General features: G+C 74.9%; 14 protein-coding genes. 1 reads left to right on the plus strand and 13 read right to left on the minus strand.

Features of this window, described 5'->3' with window-relative positions; all coding sequences use genetic code 11:
- Positions 1-31: 31 nt before the first annotated feature.
- The gene (locus H1D33_RS14685; protein ID WP_181567531.1) at positions 32-1,450 is read right to left on the minus strand and encodes an ATP-binding protein; all 1,419 of its coding nucleotides are present in this window, start codon (positions 1,448-1,450) and stop codon (positions 32-34) included.
- Complete coding sequence (locus H1D33_RS14690; RefSeq protein WP_246411358.1) at positions 1,447-3,114, minus strand: NAD(P)/FAD-dependent oxidoreductase; 1,668 nt, start codon at positions 3,112-3,114, stop codon at positions 1,447-1,449. The genes H1D33_RS14685 and H1D33_RS14690 overlap by 4 nt, the downstream gene beginning before the upstream one ends.
- A 111-nt stretch (positions 3,115-3,225) precedes the next feature.
- On the opposite strand from H1D33_RS14690, the gene H1D33_RS14695 reads away from it, so the two are divergent.
- Positions 3,226-3,678, plus strand: coding sequence for a DUF5709 domain-containing protein (locus tag H1D33_RS14695; protein WP_181567530.1), 453 nt, complete (start codon positions 3,226-3,228; stop codon positions 3,676-3,678).
- A 10-nt stretch (positions 3,679-3,688) separates the two neighbouring features.
- Here H1D33_RS14695 and H1D33_RS14700 read toward each other — a convergent pair whose 3' ends face one another.
- The 11 genes from H1D33_RS14700 to H1D33_RS14750 form a co-directional block, all read right to left on the minus strand.
- The gene (locus H1D33_RS14700; protein WP_181567529.1) at positions 3,689-4,495 is read right to left on the minus strand and encodes a class I SAM-dependent methyltransferase; all 807 of its coding nucleotides are present in this window, start codon (positions 4,493-4,495) and stop codon (positions 3,689-3,691) included.
- Positions 4,496-4,501: 6 nt separating this feature from the next.
- Complete coding sequence (locus tag H1D33_RS14705; RefSeq protein ID WP_181572739.1) at positions 4,502-5,299, minus strand: ABC transporter ATP-binding protein; 798 nt, start codon at positions 5,297-5,299, stop codon at positions 4,502-4,504.
- Positions 5,299-6,042, minus strand: coding sequence for an ABC transporter ATP-binding protein (locus H1D33_RS14710; RefSeq protein WP_181567528.1), 744 nt, complete (start codon positions 6,040-6,042; stop codon positions 5,299-5,301). Before H1D33_RS14710 ends, H1D33_RS14705 begins: the two co-directional genes overlap by 1 nt.
- Positions 6,039-7,046 carry a branched-chain amino acid ABC transporter permease gene (locus tag H1D33_RS14715; RefSeq protein WP_181567527.1) on the minus strand — a complete coding sequence of 336 codons (1,008 nt, stop codon included), beginning with the start codon at positions 7,044-7,046 and terminating at the stop codon, positions 6,039-6,041. The genes H1D33_RS14710 and H1D33_RS14715 overlap by 4 nt, the downstream gene beginning before the upstream one ends.
- Positions 7,043-7,924, minus strand: coding sequence for a branched-chain amino acid ABC transporter permease (locus tag H1D33_RS14720; RefSeq protein WP_181567526.1), 882 nt, complete (start codon positions 7,922-7,924; stop codon positions 7,043-7,045). Before H1D33_RS14720 ends, H1D33_RS14715 begins: the two co-directional genes overlap by 4 nt.
- Positions 7,921-9,114, minus strand: coding sequence for an ABC transporter substrate-binding protein (locus H1D33_RS14725; protein ID WP_181567525.1), 1,194 nt, complete (start codon positions 9,112-9,114; stop codon positions 7,921-7,923). The genes H1D33_RS14720 and H1D33_RS14725 overlap by 4 nt, the downstream gene beginning before the upstream one ends.
- Positions 9,115-9,161: 47 nt before the next feature.
- Positions 9,162-9,566 carry a roadblock/LC7 domain-containing protein gene (locus H1D33_RS14730; protein ID WP_181567524.1) on the minus strand — a complete coding sequence of 135 codons (405 nt, stop codon included), beginning with the start codon at positions 9,564-9,566 and terminating at the stop codon, positions 9,162-9,164.
- A gap of 18 nt (positions 9,567-9,584) precedes the next feature.
- Positions 9,585-11,978: a nitrate- and nitrite sensing domain-containing protein gene (locus H1D33_RS14735; RefSeq protein WP_181567523.1), complete on the minus strand. Its 2,394-nt coding sequence runs from the start codon at positions 11,976-11,978 to the stop codon at positions 9,585-9,587.
- Positions 11,979-12,234: 256 nt separating this feature from the next.
- Positions 12,235-12,687 carry a helix-turn-helix transcriptional regulator gene (locus H1D33_RS14740; protein WP_181567522.1) on the minus strand — a complete coding sequence of 151 codons (453 nt, stop codon included), beginning with the start codon at positions 12,685-12,687 and terminating at the stop codon, positions 12,235-12,237.
- Positions 12,688-12,853: 166 nt separating this feature from the next.
- Complete coding sequence (locus H1D33_RS14745; RefSeq protein WP_181567521.1) at positions 12,854-14,110, minus strand: cytochrome P450; 1,257 nt, start codon at positions 14,108-14,110, stop codon at positions 12,854-12,856.
- Between the two features lie 315 nt (positions 14,111-14,425).
- Positions 14,426-17,641 (minus strand): phage tail protein, encoded by a 3,216-nt coding sequence (locus H1D33_RS14750; RefSeq protein WP_181567520.1) that lies wholly within the window; start codon positions 17,639-17,641, stop codon positions 14,426-14,428.
- Positions 17,642-17,989 lie beyond the last annotated feature (348 nt).

The raw sequence follows: 17,989 nt of genomic DNA on the forward strand, positions 1-17,989 counted from the left end.
CCGCGACCCGGACGCCGGGCCGGCGCGCCGGTCAGGCCGGCGTGAGCGGCAGCAGCACCGTGAACCGGGTGTCGCCGGGCTCCGACCGTACCCGGATGTCGCCGTGGTGCTTGTTGACCACGATCCGGTACGAGATGTCCAGGCCGAGACCGGTGCCCTCGCCCACCGCCTTGGTGGTGAAGAACGGCTCGAAGATGCGCGGCCGGACCTCCGGCGGGATACCCGCACCGGTGTCACGGATCTCCACGGTCAGGCTGTCGTCGGTGCGCCCGGTGCGGACCGTCAGCGTGCCCTCACCGGCCATCGCGCCGAGCGCGTTGTCGATCAGGTTGGTCCACACCTGGTTGAGTTCGGCCGCGTACGCCGGGACGGTCGGCAGGCTCCGGTCGTACTCCTTGACCACGCGCACGCCGGACGGGACCTTCGCGTGGAGCATGACCAGCGTGGCGTCGAGCAGGTCGTGCACGTCCACCGTCTGGTAGGGCGCCCGGTCGAGCTGGGAATACTGCTTCGCGGCGCCGACCAGCCCGGAGACCCGGGTGACCGCGTCGTCGATCTCCCCCATCAGCAGCTCGGTGTCGATGGTGTAGGTGATCCAGTGCACCGCCGACTCCAGGTCGTCGCCGCCGACCGCCGCGTCGACCTGGGCGAGCCAGCCGCTGTCGATGCCGCCGGCGACGAGCGTCGGCGCCAGCTCCCAGGCCCCCCGTACGCCGTGCTCGTCCAGCCAGTCGCCCAGCTCGTCCTCGGCGTCGCTGGCCGCCAGCGGCGACAGCGGCGACGCGGCGGCGGCCCGCTTCACCGCCTCCTCCTGCAACGCGACGAGGTCGTGCAGGCGCCGCCCGTCGAGCCGGCCGTCGGCGATCATGGCGAGCTTGTGCCGCATCTTCGCCACCCGCCCGCGCAGCGCGGCGGTCGCCCGCACGGCCGCCGCCGCCGGGTTGTTCAGCTCGTGGGTGAGCCCCGCCGAGAGCGCGCCCAACGCCAGCAGCCGCTCCCGCTCGCCGACGATGGTCTGGGTGTTGCGCATCCCGACGAACAGCCCCTCCAGCAGGTGGGTGGCCATCGGGAACCAGGCACGCATCGCGTCCGCGATGATCGCCGCCGGCACGGCGAACACCGCGCAGTCGGTGACCGCGCGCAGGCTGTTGCGGTAGCGCTGCTCGGCCGGGTCACCGATGTACGCCTGCATGGCGCCGCCGTAGACGCCGCGCTTGTCGGTGCGGCTGACCTCCACCTCGTCGCCCTGCACCCGCTGGTGCATCGCCACGGTGCCGTCCAGCAGCACGAAGAAGCAGCTCGCCGGCTCGCCCTCGACGTAGACCGCCTCGCCGGCGCCACGGTGCTCCACCCGGCCGTGCTCGGCCAGGTGGGCGAGCTGCTCCGGGGTGAGCGACTCGAAGAGGAAGAGCTGCCGCAGCTCGTCCGGGGTCAACCGATCCGACGTCATTGCGCCTCCAGGTATCGGTGCACCAGGGAAACCGCCATCGCGCCCTCGCCCACCGCCGAGGCGACCCGCTTCACCGAGTCGGCCCGCACGTCACCGGCGGCGAACACGCCCGGCATGCTGGACTCCAGGTGGTAGGGGTCGCGGGGCAGGGCCCAGCCGGCCGGCCGGTGACCGCCCCGGGTCAGGTCCGGCCCGGTCAGCACGAAGCCCCGGCGGTCCCGGGCGACCGCGCCGTCGAGCCAGTCGGTGTGCGGCTCCGCGCCGATGAACACGAACAGCCACGAGGTGTCGACCTCGCGCGTCTCCCCGGTGCGCATGTCGCGCAGCGTCACCCGTTCCAGGTGGTCCTGCCCGGCGCCGCCGACCACCTCGGTGCACGGGTGGACCTCGATGGCGTCGATCCGGGCGATCTGGTCGATCAGGTAGCTGGACATCGACCGGGCCAGGTCGTCGCCGCGGATCAGCAGGTGCACGCGGCGGGCGTACCGGGAGAAGTGCACCGCGGCCTGGCCGGCCGAGTTGGCCCCGCCGACGATGTAGACGTCCTCCCCGGAGCAGCTCGGCGCCTCGCTCGCCACCGAGCCGTAGAAGCAGCCGCGACCGGTCAGCTCGGCCAGCCCCGGCGCGGGCAGCATCCGGTAGGAGACGCCGGTGGCGAGCACCACGGTGTGCGCGGCGACGCTGCTGCCGTCGCTGAACCGCAGCACCCGCGCCCCGCCGGCGTTCTCCAACGACACCACCTCGCGGGCGCTGAGCAGCTCCGCGCCGAACCGCAGCGCCTGCCGCCGGGCCCGGTCGGTCAACTGCGCGCCGGAGACCCCGTCCGGGAAACCGAGGTAGTTCTCGATCCGGCTGCTCTGCCCGGCCTGCCCGCCGGTGGCCCGCCGTTCGATCAGCACCGTCCGCAGCCCTTCCGAGGCGCCGTAGACGGCCGCGCCGAGCCCGGCCGGGCCGGCGCCCACCACCACCAGGTCGTAGAAGTCGGCCGCCGGGGTGGTGGCCAGGCCGACCTGCGCGGCCAGGTCGGCCGGCGACGGCTGCACCAGCGACTTGCCGTCCGCGGTCACCACCAGGGGTACGTCGTTCGCGGTCACGCCCGCGGCGCGCAACAGCTCGGCGCCCTCCGCCTCGTCGGCGAGCACCCAGCGGAACGGCACCAGGTTGCGGGCCAGGAAGTCGCGCGCCTTGAACGACGGCGCCGACCAGCGATGGCCGACCACCCGCAGCTCGGGCGTGGCGGTGGCCCCGCCGGCCGTCCACGCCTCCAGCAGTTGGTCGAGCACCGGGTAGAGCTTCTCCTCCGGCGGGTGCCACGGCTTGAGCAGGTAGTGGTCGAGGTCGACCACGTTGATCGCGTTGATCGCCGCGTCGGTGTCGGCGTACGCGGTGAGCAGGACCCGGCGCGCGGCGGGGAACAGGTCCATCGCCGCCTCGAGGAACTCGATGCCGTTCATCTGCGGCATCCGGTAGTCGGCGAGCAGCACCGCCACCTGCTCGCCGCGGAGCTTCAACTCGCGCAGCGCCTCCAGGGCCGCCTCGGCGGAGTCGGCGCGCACCACCCGGTAACGGTCGCCGTAGCGGCGCCGGATGTCGCGGGCCACCGCCCGGGAGACGGCCGGGTCGTCGTCGACGGTGAGGATCGCGGGGTTGGGCATGACGTCCATCCAAGCACTCCCGACCGCCCGCCGGCATTACCCAGGTCACCCGGCTCTTCCCTCGGCGGGGTTTCTGGGCTGGGATGGCGGAGCAGAAGACCCACCAGGGAGGGAACCGCGATGAGCGACACCGGGCAGACCACCGACGAGTGGAACGTGGCCGAGGACGACGGCGTGCTGGACGCCTCCGACACGCTCGACGACTCCGTCGGTGACCCGCTCGACACCGGGATCGCCGCCGCCGACCACTGGACGGCGGCGAACCGGTTCGGCACCACGGCCGCCGAGGAGCGCGCCGGGGACTCGCTGGCGCACCTGCTCGCCCAGGAGGAGCCGGACGTCGACCCGTACGCCGAGCCGGCCGAGGACGAGGACGAGCTGATCCGCCGGGGTTACGAACGGGAGGCCCGCACCGGCCGGCTGGTCGCCGACGACCAGGGATTCGGCGAGGACCAGCAGGCCGACTCCGTCGCCTGGGACGTCGGCATCGACGGCGGGGCGGCCAGCGCCGAGGAGGCCGCGGTGCACCTCGTCGACGATCCGTCCGGCCCCGGGGACGGACCGCTGCGCTGACTCCCCGACCTCACCGCCGCCGCCGGCCCCGGGTCGACACGAACTGGTAGGACATGGCCGCGAACCCCGGGTCGCGCAGCAGCCGGCGGAACGCCTCCAACTGGCCGGTCGACAGCCCGGCGTCGAGCAGCTCCGGTTCCAACTGGCGGGAGTTGGTGCCGTACAGTGAGATGCCGAGCGAGCCGCCCGGCCAGCTCTGCGCGTGGCTGACGGTGTCCACGTCGACCAGGCCCGCCCCGATCAGCTCGGCGTGCACGTCCTGCGCCCAGGCCAGGTCCGCGCCGTGGCTCTGCAGGATGCCCAGCATCGCGTCCGTCACCTGGGCGAAGAGCTTCGCCGCGTCGTCGCTCGGCGCGGTCAGCACCCGCAGCGGCGCGGTGCAGTCGAACTCCTCGACCACCAGCCACCCGCCCGGGGCCAACGCGCCGGCCAGGGTGCGCAGGACCCGGCGCCGCTCCGGCAGGTGCAGCAGCACCAGCCGGGCGTGGATCAGGTCGAACGCGTCCCCCGGCGGCGGCTCCCGACGCACGTCGTGCCGGCGGACGTCGAGGTTGACCGCCGGGCGCAGGTGCGTCAGGTCGAGGTCGGTGGCGACCACCCGGCCGGCCGGGCCGACCGCGGCGGCCATGGCCCGGGCGACCGAGCCGCCGCCGGCGCCGACCTCCCAGCACCGGGGGGCGTCCGGGCTGAGCAGCGGCGCGGCGATCCGGCCGGTGGTGATCGGGTCGAGGAAGGCTTCGAGCGCGTGCAGTTGGGGCACCGCGTCGGCGGCGCCGGTGTCGAAGGCGTAGTCGGTCTCGGAGGCGTCGGTCGGCATCGCTCCTCATTCCTGTCGCGGTCGGTCGGTTCGTGGGCCCGGCGCCGTCGGCACTCCGGGTCGGGGCCGGGAAGCCGGCGGCTCCGCGACCGCGGCGACGCTGAGCAGCGCCGCCACCGCGCCCGGGTCGGCCCGGGCCTCGTCCGCCGGCCGGTCGTAGACCACCCGGCCGTACTCCAGCACCGCGATCCGGTCGGCGATCTCGACCGCGTGCCGGATCTGCTGCTCGACCAGGAGCACGGTCGTCCCGGAGCGGGCCAGGGAGCCGACCAGCTCGCGGATCCGCGCGGCCAGGTCGGGCGCTAGCCCCTCGCACGGCTCGTCGAGCAGCAGCACGCGGGGCTGGCCGAGCAACGCCCGGGCGATGGCGAGCATCTGCTGCTCGCCGCCGGAGAGCTGGTCGCCGCGATGACGCAGTCGGGCCCCGAGCCGGGGCAGCAGTTCCAGCACCCGGGCGACGGTCCAGCCCTCCCCGCCGGGGGTCGCCGCCCGCCACGGCGCCGCGGCCAGGACCAGGTGCTCGGCCACGGTCAGTCGGGAGAAGACCCGGCGGCCCTGCGGCACCAGTCCCACCCCGGCGCGGGCGACGCGGTGCGGCTGCCGGCCGGCGACCGGTACGCCGCTGATCTCGATCCGGCCGGTGTGCGGCCGGACCAGGCCGGCCACGCAGTGCACGAGCGTGCTCTTGCCGGCGCCGTTGCGGCCCACCACCGCCTGCACCGCGCCGGGCGGCACGTCGAGGCTCACCTCGTGCAGGACGGTGCCGCCGCCGTAACCGGCGCACAGCCGTTCGATGCGCAGCATCACGCCACCCCCTCCGCGTACGCCTCCCGGACCGGGCCGGACGCGCGGATCTCGGCGGGCGACCCGGTGGCGAGCGTCCGGCCGTCCCGCAGCACGGTCACCGTGTCGCAGAGCGCGTAGACCAGGTCCAGCCGGTGCTCGACCAGCAGCACCGCGACCGCGCGCGGCAGCCCGCGCAGGAAGTCCGCCAGCCAGCCGACCTCCACCGCGGAGAGCCCGGCGGCCGGCTCGTCCAGCAGCAGCAGCCGCGGCCGGCCGGCCAGCGCCACGGCGATCTCCAGTTGCCGCCGCTGCCCGTGGGCGAGCTGCCCGGCCGTGGTCGCGGTGAGGGCGGCGAGGCCCACCCGGTCCAGCAGCGCCTCGGCGGTACGCCCGGCCGCCCGCCGTCGGGCGGTGGGATGCCACCGACCCGCCCGCTCGGCCCGGGGCAGCGCGGCGACCAGCACGTTCTCCCGTACGGTCAGCGAGTCCCAGACGGCGGGCCGCTGGTGGATCCGGGCCACGCCGCGGCGGGCGCGGGCGGCCGGCCCGAGCCGGGTGACGTCCCGCCCGGCCAGCCGGATCCGGCCACCGGCCGGCCGGGTGGCGCCGGCCACCACGTCCAGCAGGGTGGTCTTGCCCGCGCCGTTCGGCCCGATCAGCGCGTGCCGCTGGCCGAGCGGGACGTGGAGGTCCACCGCGTCGAGCGCGGTCAACGACCCGTAGCGCACGGTGACCGCCTCGGCGGCGAGCAGCGGCGTCACGGGCGTACTCCGGTCATCGCGGCCGGGCGGGGCGCGTCGGCGGGTCGGGCGGTCGGGGTGGACCGCCGGGGCGCCGGCCGGGCGGACCGGGCGGTGGGCAGCAGGTACGCGGCGACGACGAAGGCCACCCCGAGCACCAGCGGCGCCTGCCCGGGCAGCGCGCCGAACAGCCAGTCCCGGGCGGCCACGACGAGCACGGCGCCGACCAGCGCGCCGCCGACCGAGGCGGTGCCGCCGACGACCACGCCGAGCAGCAGCAGCGCGGAGGTGTCGAAGCCGAAGTCGGCCGGCGAGACGTACTGCTGGGCGGTGACCAGCAGGGAGCCGGCCGCGCCGGCGATCGCGCCGGCGGCCACGTGGACGCCCGCCACCTGCGCCGGCACGCGGTGCCCGCTGGCCCGCAGCCGCGCCTCGTCGTCGCGGCCGGCCCGCAGCAGCAGGCCGGCCCGGGTCCGCAGGACCAGCAGCACCAGGCCGGTGAGCACCGCGACCACCAACAGCGTGTAGAGGTAGCGGGACCGGTCGGTGGCCAGCACCGGCAGCCCCCACAGCGGGCGGATCGGCGCGATGCCGGCCAGCCCGTCGGTGCCGCCGGTCACCGACGTCCACCGGCCGGCCAGCACCACCGCCAGCTCACCCACCGCCAGCGTGATCATCAGGAGCACCACCCCGCGGGCGCGCAGCACCAGCGGCAGTGCCACCACCGCCAGCGCCGCGCCCGCCACGGCCGCGACGAGCAGTTGCACCGGCCCGACGTCGGAGAGCCGGCCACCGGCCACCGCCCCGGCGTACGCGCCGGCCGCGTAGGGCGCGGTCTGGCCGAGCGTGGGCAGCCCGGCCACCCCGGTCAGCAGCGCGACGCCGACCGCGACCAGGCCCAACGCCAGCGTGCGGGCCAGCAGCGCCACGGTGTAGTCGTCCACCGACCAGGGCGCGGCGACCAGACCGGCCAGCACCGCCGCGCCGACCGCCGGCCGCAGCACCCGCACCGCCCGGCCCCTCATGTCGCCGTCCGCGCCGTGGCCAGGCCGCGGGCCCGGACCGCGAGCACGACCGCCATGGCGGCGAAGAGCAGGAACGGGGCGGCCGACGGGGCCAGCGCGACGCCGAGCGTCTGGATCTGGCCCACGGCCAGCGCGGCGAGCAGCGTGCCGGTCATCGAGCCGAGACCGCCGAGGACCACCACGACCAGGGAGAGCAGCAGCACCGCGTCGGCGGTGTCCGGCCCGGGGCCGATGATCGGCGCGCCGAGTACGCCCGCGGCGCCGGCCAGCGCCCCGGCCGCGGCCAGCACGCCGACCCGGACCACGGCCGGGCTCACGCCGAGCGTGGCGACCATCTCCGCGTCGTCGACCGCCGCCCGCACCAGCATGCCCGCCCGGGTCCGCCGCACCACCAGGTGCAGCAGGACGGCGAGCGCCGCGGCCACCACGATGAAGACCAGCCGGTACGCCGCGTAGCGGTGCCCGGCGACCGCCACCGACCCGTCCAGCGCGGCCGGCACCCGTACCGGTGGGTCGTCCGGGCCGAACGCGGCGACGAGCAGGCTCCCGCCGGCCAGCGCGACCCCGAAGGTGAGCAGCGCCTGGGTGAGGTGCCCGGCCGTCGCGACCCGGGCGAGCAGCACCGCGACCAGCGCGCCGGCGGCGGTGGCGGCGGCCACGCCGACCGCCAGCGCCACCGCCAGGCTGGCCCAGCCGCCGTCCAGCACCGCCGCGGCGGTGTAGCCGCCGATGGCGAACAGCAGCCCGTGCGCGAGGTTGAGGATGCCGGCCACGCCGAAGCAGAGCACCAGCCCGGCCGCGGCGACGAACACCAGCAGCCCGTAGGCGACCCCGTCCAGGGCCGGCACGACGTAGGGGTCGACCGGCACGCCGGTCATCCCCCCACGGTGGCGAGGTCGCCCACCACGGTGTTGGACAGCGCCCGCCCGTCCTGGCGGACCTGGCGCAGGTACCACTTCTGCACCGGGGCGTGCGTGGTCGGCGAGAACTGCCAGGTGCCGCGCGGGCTGGCGATCTGACCGAGCTGGCCGATCGCCGCGTTGATCTTCTCCGGGGTGGCGTCGTCACCGGCCGCCGCGATCGCCCGGTCCAGCACCGCCGCCGCGTCGTAGGAGGCCATCGCGTACGTCGTCGGCGAGCCGTCGTGCTCGGCCTTCCACGCCGCCACGAACTCGCGGTTCTCGGCGTTGTCGAGGTCGGGCGAGTAGTTGAGCACCGAGTAGATGTCGCGGGCGGCGTCGCCCTGCGCGTCGAGCACCCCGCCCTCGGTCAGGAAGCCGGCGGCGTACAGCGGCACGTCCTTGATCTCGGACTGGGCGTACTGCTTGACGAAGTCGACGGCCGCGCCACCGGCGTAGAACGTGTAGACCGCGTTCGCCCCGGAGGCCTTGATCCGGGCGAAGTACGGGGTGAAGTTGGTGGTCGCCGGGAACGGCGTGAACGTGGTCTTGCCGTCCGGGTTGGCGAGCTTGCCGCCGGCCGCGGCGAACGCCTCGGTGAAGCCCCGCAGCTCGTCCCAGCCGCCCTGGTAGTCCGGGCCGATCGCGTAGACCTTGCCCTTGACGTCGTCGCGCACGTGCGCCGCGATCGCCTCGCCGGGCTCGTCGGAGAGGTAGGAGGTGTGCCAGACCCGGGACACGTCCTTCAGCTCCGGCCGCCCGTTGGACCCGACGAACGGCACCTTCGTCTCGTTGAGCAGCGGATAGACCGCGGCCACCGAGCCGCCGCCGACGATGCCGGTGAGCGCCACCACCCGGTCCTGCTTGAGCAGCTTGGTGGCGGCGGGCACGGCGGTCGCCGCGCCGTTGCCCTCGTCCGCGACGACCAGCTCGACCTTGCGTCCGCCGAGCTTGCCGTCGTGGCCGGACAGGTAGAGCTGGAAGCCGTCGCGGATGTCCTTGCCCACCGACTGGTAGGTGCCGGAGAGCGAGGCGAGCAGACCGATCTTGACGGTGCCGCCGGAGCCGGCGGTCGGGCCGTCGTCGGCGCAGGCGGACGCCGCGAGCAGGACGAGGGCGAGCAGCCCCGCGGTGCCGGCACGGCGGTGCCGGGACGAGGTCAGGGACATGGTGTCTCTCCTGGTTCAGGGGTGAGGATCCGGCGTGCTGCCGGCGGTCAGCGGCTGCGGCTCAGGGCCGCCCGGGCCGCGGGGGTGAGCGCGTCGCCGATGCGGTTCGCCAGCTCGGTCATCTCGTAGGAGACCTTGCCGACGTCGCACCGCGGATCGGCGAGCACGAGCAGTGAGGCGCCGTCGTTGAAGGCCATGGAGAACATGAAGCCGCCCTCGAGCTGGGTGACGTTGGAGATCACCGCGCCGGCGTCGAAGAACGCCGCCGCGCCGCGCAGCAGACTGACCAGCCCGCTGCCGGTGGCCGCCAACTGGTCGGCCCGGTCCGGCGGGAGACCGCGGGTGGCGGCCACCATCAGACCGTCGCTGGAGATGGCGATGGCGTGGGTGACCTCGGTGGCGCGCTCGGCGAAGGCGTCCAACAGCCAGCCGAGATCCTGGTGGTCGGTCACGTGCGCTCCCTTGTCGGGTCAGTGGGTGATGAGGGTGGTCCGGCGGCCGGCGACACCGCGGGCGTAGGCGGCCATCGCGTTGGCCACCCGGGCCGGGTCACGGTGCTCGGTGGCCTGCCGGGGCGCCGGTACGCCGCCGGGCACCAGTTGCTCCTGCGGCTGCCGGCGGGGCAGCCCGGAGGTGGTGGTGCCGGCGACCCGGGGCTCGTCGGAGCGCGCCGCGGTGCGCCAGGCGTCGTCGGCGGGGCCGGCCCACGACCCGCCGTCGCCGTCCGGCCGGTCCGCCTGGAACCAGTGGTTGACCTGGTGGAAGATGACCAGCTCCTCGGTGGGTGCGTCGCCCGTCCGGGACGCCGCCGGCTGGAACACCGGGGCGACCGGGAGCGCCCGGTCGGCGGCCGGCCCGCCGGCCCACGGCTGCGGGGCGGGGCGCGCCCCGGCCGGCACGACGGTGGCCCGCCCGGTCGGGGAGGCGACGGTGGTGCGGCCCGCCCGCCGGGACGGCCGGTCGGGGGTGAGCAGGAACTCCTCGGGCGGCAGCGGCCTGATCAGCGCGGCCGGGAGCGCCACCTCGGCGATGGTGCCCCGACGCGGCCCGGAGCGGAGCTGGACGGCGGCGCCGAGCCGGGTGGCGAGTTGCCCCACCACGACCAGGCCCATCGCCCGGACGGTGGCGACGTCGATGGCGGGCGGCTGGGCGAGCAGGTCGTTGAGCTGCTGCCGCCGGTGCGGGGGCAGCCCGACGCCCTCGTCGCTGATCTGCACGATCACCCGGTCGCCGAGGCCGCGGCCGGTCACCCAGGCCTCGGTGGCCGGCGGCGAGTAGCCGGTGGCGTTCTCCATCAGCTCGGCGAGCAGGTGCACCACCTCGTCGACCGACTCGGCGGCCACCGCCACGTCGCCGTCCACCAGGCCGATGCGGATGCGGGGGTAGTGCTCGATCTGGCTCTGCGCGGCCTGCAGCACCTGGGGCAGCGGCACGTCGTGGTGGCGGACCCGCCCGACGCCGACCCCGCCCAGCACCAGCAGGCTGGCGTTGATCCGGCCCATCCGGGTGGCGAGGTTGTCCAGCGCGTAGAGCTGGTGCAGCCGGTCCGGGTCGGTCTCGTCCTGCTCGACCTTGTCGACCTGGGCCAGGACGGCGTCGACCAGGCGCTGCTCCCGCCGGCTCAGGTGGATGAAGATCTCCGCGGTGTTGGCCCGCATCACGGCCTGCTCGGCGGCGGTGCGTACGGCGGCCCGGTGCACCGCGCTGAACGCCTGCCCGACCTCGCCGATCTCGTCGTCGCCGGAGACCTCCACCGCGTCGACGGCCTGCCGGCGGGCCAGTTCGTCCGGGTCCACCGAGGCGCTGTCCGGTTCCTGCAACCGGGCCACCACCTGGGGCAGCCGTTCGAAGGCGACCGCGTTCGCCGCGTCCCGCAGCCGGCGCAGCCGTCGGGTGATCTGACGGGCGACCGCCCAGGTGACCAGTGCGGTCAGCAGCAGCGCCAGCAGGGCGGCCGCCGCCTCGACGACGGTGCGTCGGCGTTGCTCGGCGTGCGCGGCGCGGATGTCGTCGAGCACCGCGCCGTCGACCCGCAGGCGCAGCTCGGCCAGGCGGACCGCCCACTGCCCGGTGGCGTTGAGCCAGGTGCCCAGGTCGAGCTGGAGGCGTTCGCCCGCCGCCGTGCGCGCCACCTGGTCGAGGAGGCGTTGCAGCCGCAGCGCGCTCTCCCCGCTGCCGGCCTGCTCCCACCAGCCCTGCCAGGCCGGCCGGGCGAGGGCCAGGAAGGCCAGCGTCGCCTCGGTGATGCCGGTCCGGGCGGCGGTGATGTCCTGTTGCAGGGCGGGTGTCACCTGGCCGGCGGTGACCGCGCGCAGCACGGCCACCTGTTGCTGGCCGACCGCCTCGGCCACTTTGGACAGCGCGGCGGAGGCACGGATGCCGTCCGCGATCCGCGGCTCGACCACGCCGAGGGTGACGCTCTCCCGCAGCCCGAGCAGGTCGGCGATGACGATGCGGTAGCTGAAGGTCATCGCCGACACCGAGGCGCGTTCGGCGGTGCGGACCTGGGCGCGCAGCGGCGCGAGGGCGGCGAGCGCGGCGTCGATGCGGGGCAGCACGGCCCGTTCGGCGGCGGCGCCGGAGGGCACCCGGGCGCGCTGCCGGCGGTAGCCGGCCACTGCGGCGTCGGTGGCGGTGGTGGCGTCGGCGAAGGCGTCCTGCTGCTCGGCGCCACCCCGGGTCAGCAGGTCGGCGGCGACGATCCGCTCGTGCTGGAGGCGATGTGCCAGGCCGCCCGCCTCGGCGCCGAGTTGGGCGAGTTGGCCGAGGTCGCTGGCGCGGGCGGTCTGGCGGGCGCTCTCGGTCAGCGCCAGGCCGGCGAAGCCCATCACGGCGACGAGCGGGGCCGCCACGATGAGACGCATCCGGCCGCCGATGCGCCACCGACGGCGGCGGGTCGGGTAGGGTCGGGCCGCGTGGGACCTCGTGCTCGACGCCACTGCTGACTCCCCGCACTGATCGGCAAAGTTCTATCTGCATTTGCGGATTGCACGTCTCATTGCGCCGGAAGCCATGCGTCGAGGCCAGACCCGGCCGTGGTACAAACAGGCCGTACCAGCATCTGTACCCAGAGTTGGCGACGCCGGTGGCCGACCCCGGCGCCCGGGGACCGGACCCCGGTCAGCGGCGGTCCACCGCCGGCGGTGGAGGCCCCTCCGGCTCGGGCTGCGCGAGCACCTGACCGATCAGCTCCCGAAGCTCGTCGATCGCCGCCACCACGGCCTGCGGGTCGCGCGGGTCGCGCCGCACGGCGGGTGCGGCGTCCGGCCGGTCCGCCTCGCCGAACCGGGGCCCCCGCCGGCCGTCCGCGGCCAACTGCTCCGCCGCGACCTGCGGCCACATGTCGCACAGCCGGCCGCCGGTGGCGAGCACATCGTCGCAGCGGGCGGCGAACTCCTGGCTGCCGAACCGCCGGCCGGACTCGACCGCGGCGACCGTCTCCCGGCTGAACCGCACCCGTTCGGCCAGCGCCCGCTGGGTCAGGCCGCGCCGGGTCCGCCAGCGGCGCAGCTCGGCACGGAACTGGCGGCTGGCGGCGGAGGGATCGGCGTTCGACGCGGGCGTGCGATCCATGTGCTCACCTTCGCGACGCCGGACCGGCATCGGCAGCAGATCGAGGGCGGGTGATGACTGGGCGTTCGCAGGGGGTCATTCTTAACCCACCGACGCGCGGGTGTGAAGACGCGACTGCGCTGCGTATCCGCCCGCGCCGGCCGTCCGGCGCCCCGACGACCACGCGTCATCCCTCCGGGCGGTGGCCGGACGGCACCGTCGCGGCGACCGTGACCGGCAGCGCCCGGTGGGCCCGGAACGCCAGGTTGGGCCGGAAGGCGCGGTGGTGTCCCGGCGCCAGCCGCAGGCCCGGCAGGGCCGCCGCGAGGCGGGTGAGCGCGGTGCCGGCCTCCAGCCGGGCCAGCGCCGCCCCGATGCAGAAGTGCGGCCCGTGGCCGAAGGAGAGGTGGTCGTGCGCGTCCGGGCGCTCCGGGTCGAACCGGTCGGGGTGGCGGAACGCCGCCGGGTCCCGGTTGGCGGCGCCGATCAGCAGCAGGCAACGCGCCCCGGCGGGGATGGTGACCCCGCCCAGCGTGACCGGCCGGTTGGTCACCCGCAGCCAACCGTCGATGGCGGGCGCGAAGCGCAGCGTCTCGGCGAGGAACGCGGGCACCCGCTCCGGCCGCTCGGCGAACGACCGCCACCGGTCCGGTTCGGCCAGCGCCCGCTCCAGCGCGTGGGCGAGCAGCCCGGCCGTCGTCTCGTGCCCGGCGACCAGCAGGTTGAACACGATGCTGGACACCTCGGCCACGGTCAGCACCTCGTCGTCGCCGTGCCGGTACGCCAGCAGCTCGCCGACGTAGTCGTCGCCGCCACCGTCGAGCCGACGCCGCACGAGGTCCTGGCAGTAGCGCCAGAACTCCAGCAGCCCGCCGGCCAGCCGCACCTGCTCGGCCGGGTCGGGCCGGCCCCAGATCAGCGCGATCTGCCCGTCCGCCCAGGCCCGGATGCGCGGCACGTCGCCCGCCGGCACCCCGAGGATGTCCAGCAGGACCAGCAGCGGCAGCTCGGCGGTGAACGCGGTGACCAGGTCCACCTCCTCCCCGCCGCGGGCGGCCAGCCGCGACACCAGCTCGTCCACCCGGCGGCGGACGATCCGGCCGTAGCGTTGCTCGACCCGTTCCGGGGTGTTGGCGAACGTGACCCGCAGCGCCCGCCGGGTGCGCGGATGCACCGGCGGGTCGGCCGCGGCGGTGGTGGGCGGCGCGTCGATCTGGGCGACCAGGGCCAGCGCCTCCGGGCAGACGTCGTAGACCGGGGCGAGGGTGAGGGCGTTGCCGAACGACCGCGCGTCGGCGAGCGCGCGCCGGACGTCGGCGTGCCGGCTGATCAGCCACAGCCCGAGTTCCTCGTCGTGGTGCACCCCGCCGTCGCCGGCCAGCAGCCGGGCCCAGACACCGGCCGGATCGGTGAGATACGCTCCCGCGAACGGATTCAACCGCATGACCGCCTCCTGCACTACCGACCACTTTCCTTACCGTGCGCTACCGGACGAACACGCGTCAAGATTTGCCGGCATCAATATATTTCTGCCGCTTTCCCGCAACTTGCGCCCTGCTCCTTGCCTTTTCCACAACGCTGGTCGGTGTGTGACGATGCGGGGATGCGGGCGGTGGTTCGCCGGCGTCGTCGCGGCGGGTCGGCCCGGCCACCATGGACCGCCCGGCGACCGCCGGGATGCGGCTCGTCCGCCCCAGACGGCCGTGGGCCGGCCCGGCGCCGGAGAAACCGACGCGGACCGGCCCACGGGCCGACCGGCTCAGCCGGTGACGGTCACCGAGACGGTACGGGGCGGCTGCTGGTACTGCCCGTGGTTGTCCATCCCGCGGATCGTCACCGAGTAGGTGCCGGCCGGCACGGCCGGTGACGTGTACGCGAAGTTCGACCCCGGCGAGCCCGGGCTGGTGAGGAACGTCGCGATCCAGGTGCCGGCCCGGCCGAACGTGCCGGCCGCGGTCATCCCCTGCCCGGCGCTGTTGGTGATCTGCACCTCGACCCGCTGCATCCCGACGTCGTCGACGGCGCGGCCGGACACCACGATCCGTCCCCCGGTGTAGGCCTCGCCCTCGACCGGGGTGATGCTCGGCTCCAGCGTCGGGTCGAGGTCGCCGGGATAGACGAGGTACTTGGCGGTGGCGCCGGCGGTCGACCCGTCCTGCTGGCCGGCCGTGTCCACGGCCCACGCCTCGACGCTGTACGTGCCCTTCGTGGGCAGGTCGATCGAGAGCGTGAACGCGGTGCTCGTGCCGCCGGGATTCGCCAACGTCGCGTCGACGGTGGCGAACGCGGCGGCCATCGTGCCGCCCGGCTGCACGTACCGGCCGGTGTCCAGGTCACGCAGCGCCACCCGGACGGCCCGGACGCCCTTGTCGTCGGTGGCCGTGCCGGCCAGGTCGAGGTGCAACCGGTCGATGTTCTGGTCGGTGCCGGTGAAGCTGAGCAGACCGTTCGGGAAGGCGTCGCCGGGCGTCTGCGCCGTGACGGTGAGCCGGCCCAGGTTGGCGCTCGACGTGGTCAGGCCCAGCCTGTCGGTCGCGCGGACCCGGAAGTCGTAGACCCCGGCGGTGAGCGGCACCGTGGTGAAGGTCCAGTCGAACGTCGCCGCGTCGAGGTTGGTCGGGGAGATCCGGTGGTACGCGGCCACCGAGTCGGCCCCCCACGTGCCGTCCGCCGCCAACGCCTCGCGGGTGGTGGTGTTGCGCAGGTAGATCTCGACCGACTTCAGCGCGTCCTCGTCGCGCGCGGTGCCCGCGAACGTGATCGGCGCGCCCGGGGCGACGGTCAGCGGCGGCGCGGTGGCCGGCGGGGTCATCGCCACCGGTGCGGTGATCTCCACCGTCGGCGGCACGCCGGTCGCCGAGATCGTCCAGTCCCGGGTGTCGCCGCGCAGGTCGCTCTGCCCGACGTTGTCGACCGCGGTGGCGGTCATCCGCCACTGGCCCTCGGTCGGCAGCGTCACCTCGTACTGCCAGGTGGCGGACGTCGCGCCGATCACGTCCGGCTCGCCCCGGAACGTGTTGTAGACCGCCGCGACGCTGCCGTCGTCCTGCAGGTACCGGTTGTCCGGCGTGCGGAACGAGTAGACCATCGCGCTGACGCCCTTGTCGTCGGTCGCGGTGCCGGTCGCGACGAAGCTCTTCGTGGCGAGCAGGCCGGCGGTCGGCGCGCCGATCCGGGTCGAGGGCGGCAGGTCGTCGAAGCGGAACGTCTCGATCTTCTTGGTCGCCTTGGTGGTGTCGCCGGCGCCGTCGCGGCCGAACGTCTTGGCCTGGATCTGGTAGGCGCCGGCCGGCAGCGACACCGGCAGTTTCCAGGTGGTCGAGGTGGCGTTCGGCGTGGCGACCGTCGCGTTGACGCCCTTGAACGCGCCCCAGGTCGTCAGGTCGGCCTGGAGGTACTTGCCGCTGTTACGGTCCATGATCTCCACCTGGACCCGCGACACGCCGGCCGGGGCGAGCGCCTGCCCGCCCAGGTCGAACGACTCGCCGGCCTGCTTCACCGCGCCCTCGATGGGCGTGGTGACGGTGGTGTCCAGCGCCGACGGCGCGGGCTCCTTGGACAGGTCGAAGAAGGCGACCCGGCCGGTGGTCTTACCGCCCTTGACGTTGCCGTCGCCGCCGACGAGCAGGCCGCGCGAGGTGGCCAGCATCGCCTTGTCCCCCTCGTACGAGTTGGAGCCGGGGTTCCACTCCAGCGCGGTGCCGGTGACCGGGTCCAGCGCGCCGAGGTGGTCACGGCGGACCACCTGGTCGCCGAGGCCGTAGCCGCTGAGGCCCTGGCCGGTGCCGTACCCGACGTTGTCCAGGCCGGGCCAGGGCACGTTCGAGGTGGGCGACTCCTGCCAGCTGAAGTGGCCGCCGACGTAGACGGCGGTGGCGGTGATCGCGACCGAGTAGATGCTGTCGAAGTGCCGGGAGACCCAGAGCGGTTCGACGTGGTCGTCACCGGTCAGCGGGTAAGCGATGGCGGTGTCGTTGATCGGCGGGCGGTCGCCGCCGGAGCCACTGGTGACCACGAAGTAGGAGTCGTCCGGCGCGATGTCGCCGGCGAAGACGCGCTGGATGCCGCCGACGAAGGAGAGGTTGTCCTCCCACAGCCGGGTCCGCCACGGCAGCAGCGCCTTGCTGGCGGTGCCGATCAGCGCGACTCCGTAGCGGTCCTGGCCGGCGATCTGGCGCCCGGTGTGCACCACCAGCAGCTTACTGCGGTCGTGGGTGAGCTTGAGCTGCTGCACGGTGAGCATGCCGCCGACGCCGATGCCGCCGGTGAGCGGCAGGTTGAACGCGGTGTCGACCGCGCCGGTGGTGGGGTTGAGCGCGGCCAGGCCGCTGCGGGCGACGCCGTTGACGGTGGCGAACTGGCCGCCGACGTAGACCGCGGTGGGGCTGACGGCCAGCGCGGTCGCCCGCGCGCTCGCGGTCGCGGTGAACGCGGCGACCGGCGCGCCGGTGGTCGGGTTGAGCCGGGCGATCTTGCGCTTGGTGACCCCGTTGATCGTGTTGAACGAGCCCGCGATGTAGAGCGACGACCCGTCCGGCGAGGCCTCGACGGCCGCCACCGCGCCGTCGATGGTGGGCTTGAAGCCGGTGTCCACCTTGCCGGTGTCCAGGTTGTACGCGGCCAGCGACCGCTGCGTGATCGCGGTGCCGCCCACGTTCGCGATCGACGTGAAGGTGCCGGCGACGAAGACGCGGTTCCCGATCACCTCGATGTCGACGATCTCGCCGTTGGTGATCCGCGGCGTGTCCGCGCGGGGCGTGGACGGCATCAGCCGGGTGTCCCCCGGGGTCACCAGCGCCTTGGTGGCGACCGTCCGGGCGGCGCCGAGCGCGGCGCTGCCACCCGTGGTCCGTGCCCCGGTGCGCCCGGTGACGCCGGCATCCGCGACCGTGACGGTGGCGGCGAGCGCCGGCACCCCGGCCACCACGACCGCGGCCGCGGCGAGCACCGCCACCGCGCGACTCCAAACTCGCATCGAGACAACTCTCCTGTCCGCCCGGACGGCGCCCTCGGGTGGCTCCCGACTCCTCCCGTCCGCGTGCCGGACGTCACCGTAGGGAGGCAAGGACTTCTCGCGATACGCCGCCACACCGGTTATCGACCGCTCGACATCAATTCCAGCCACACCGGCGGGTCGCGTCCGCCGATCGGGTGGCTCTCCCCTGCCGGCGGTGCCGCCCTCGGACCGTTCATTCCGGCACCCCACGCCGCTGTGCCCGGTCGCGCCGTCGAGCCGAGGGCCGGGCCCGGATCACCATTCCGACCGGCCTGAACTGACGTTTAGGCGACGATCCCCCGGCGAGATGTCGACAGAGCGCGGCGA

Source organism: Micromonospora ferruginea (assembly GCF_013694245.2).
Classification (GTDB): domain Bacteria; phylum Actinomycetota; class Actinomycetes; order Mycobacteriales; family Micromonosporaceae; genus Micromonospora; species Micromonospora robiginosa.

Excerpts from the sequence above, each read along its gene's own strand:
- H1D33_RS14735 (WP_181567523.1), bottom strand. The coding sequence starts at position 11,978 with ATGCGTCTCATCGTGGCGGCCCCGCTCGTCGCCGTGATGGGCTTCGCC.
- H1D33_RS14695 (WP_181567530.1), top strand. The coding sequence starts at position 3,226 with ATGAGCGACACCGGGCAGACCACCGACGAGTGGAACGTGGCCGAGGAC.
- H1D33_RS14690 (WP_246411358.1), bottom strand. The coding sequence starts at position 3,114 with ATGGACGTCATGCCCAACCCCGCGATCCTCACCGTCGACGACGACCCG.
- H1D33_RS14725 (WP_181567525.1), bottom strand. The coding sequence starts at position 9,114 with ATGTCCCTGACCTCGTCCCGGCACCGCCGTGCCGGCACCGCGGGGCTG.
- H1D33_RS14745 (WP_181567521.1), bottom strand. The coding sequence starts at position 14,110 with ATGCGGTTGAATCCGTTCGCGGGAGCGTATCTCACCGATCCGGCCGGT.
- H1D33_RS14685 (WP_181567531.1), bottom strand. The coding sequence starts at position 1,450 with ATGACGTCGGATCGGTTGACCCCGGACGAGCTGCGGCAGCTCTTCCTC.
- H1D33_RS14750 (WP_181567520.1), bottom strand. The coding sequence starts at position 17,641 with ATGCGAGTTTGGAGTCGCGCGGTGGCGGTGCTCGCCGCGGCCGCGGTC.
- H1D33_RS14740 (WP_181567522.1), bottom strand. The coding sequence starts at position 12,687 with ATGGATCGCACGCCCGCGTCGAACGCCGATCCCTCCGCCGCCAGCCGC.
- H1D33_RS14720 (WP_181567526.1), bottom strand. The coding sequence starts at position 7,924 with ATGACCGGCGTGCCGGTCGACCCCTACGTCGTGCCGGCCCTGGACGGG.
- H1D33_RS14715 (WP_181567527.1), bottom strand. The coding sequence starts at position 7,046 with ATGAGGGGCCGGGCGGTGCGGGTGCTGCGGCCGGCGGTCGGCGCGGCG.
- H1D33_RS14705 (WP_181572739.1), bottom strand. The coding sequence starts at position 5,299 with ATGCTGCGCATCGAACGGCTGTGCGCCGGTTACGGCGGCGGCACCGTC.
- H1D33_RS14700 (WP_181567529.1), bottom strand. The coding sequence starts at position 4,495 with ATGCCGACCGACGCCTCCGAGACCGACTACGCCTTCGACACCGGCGCC.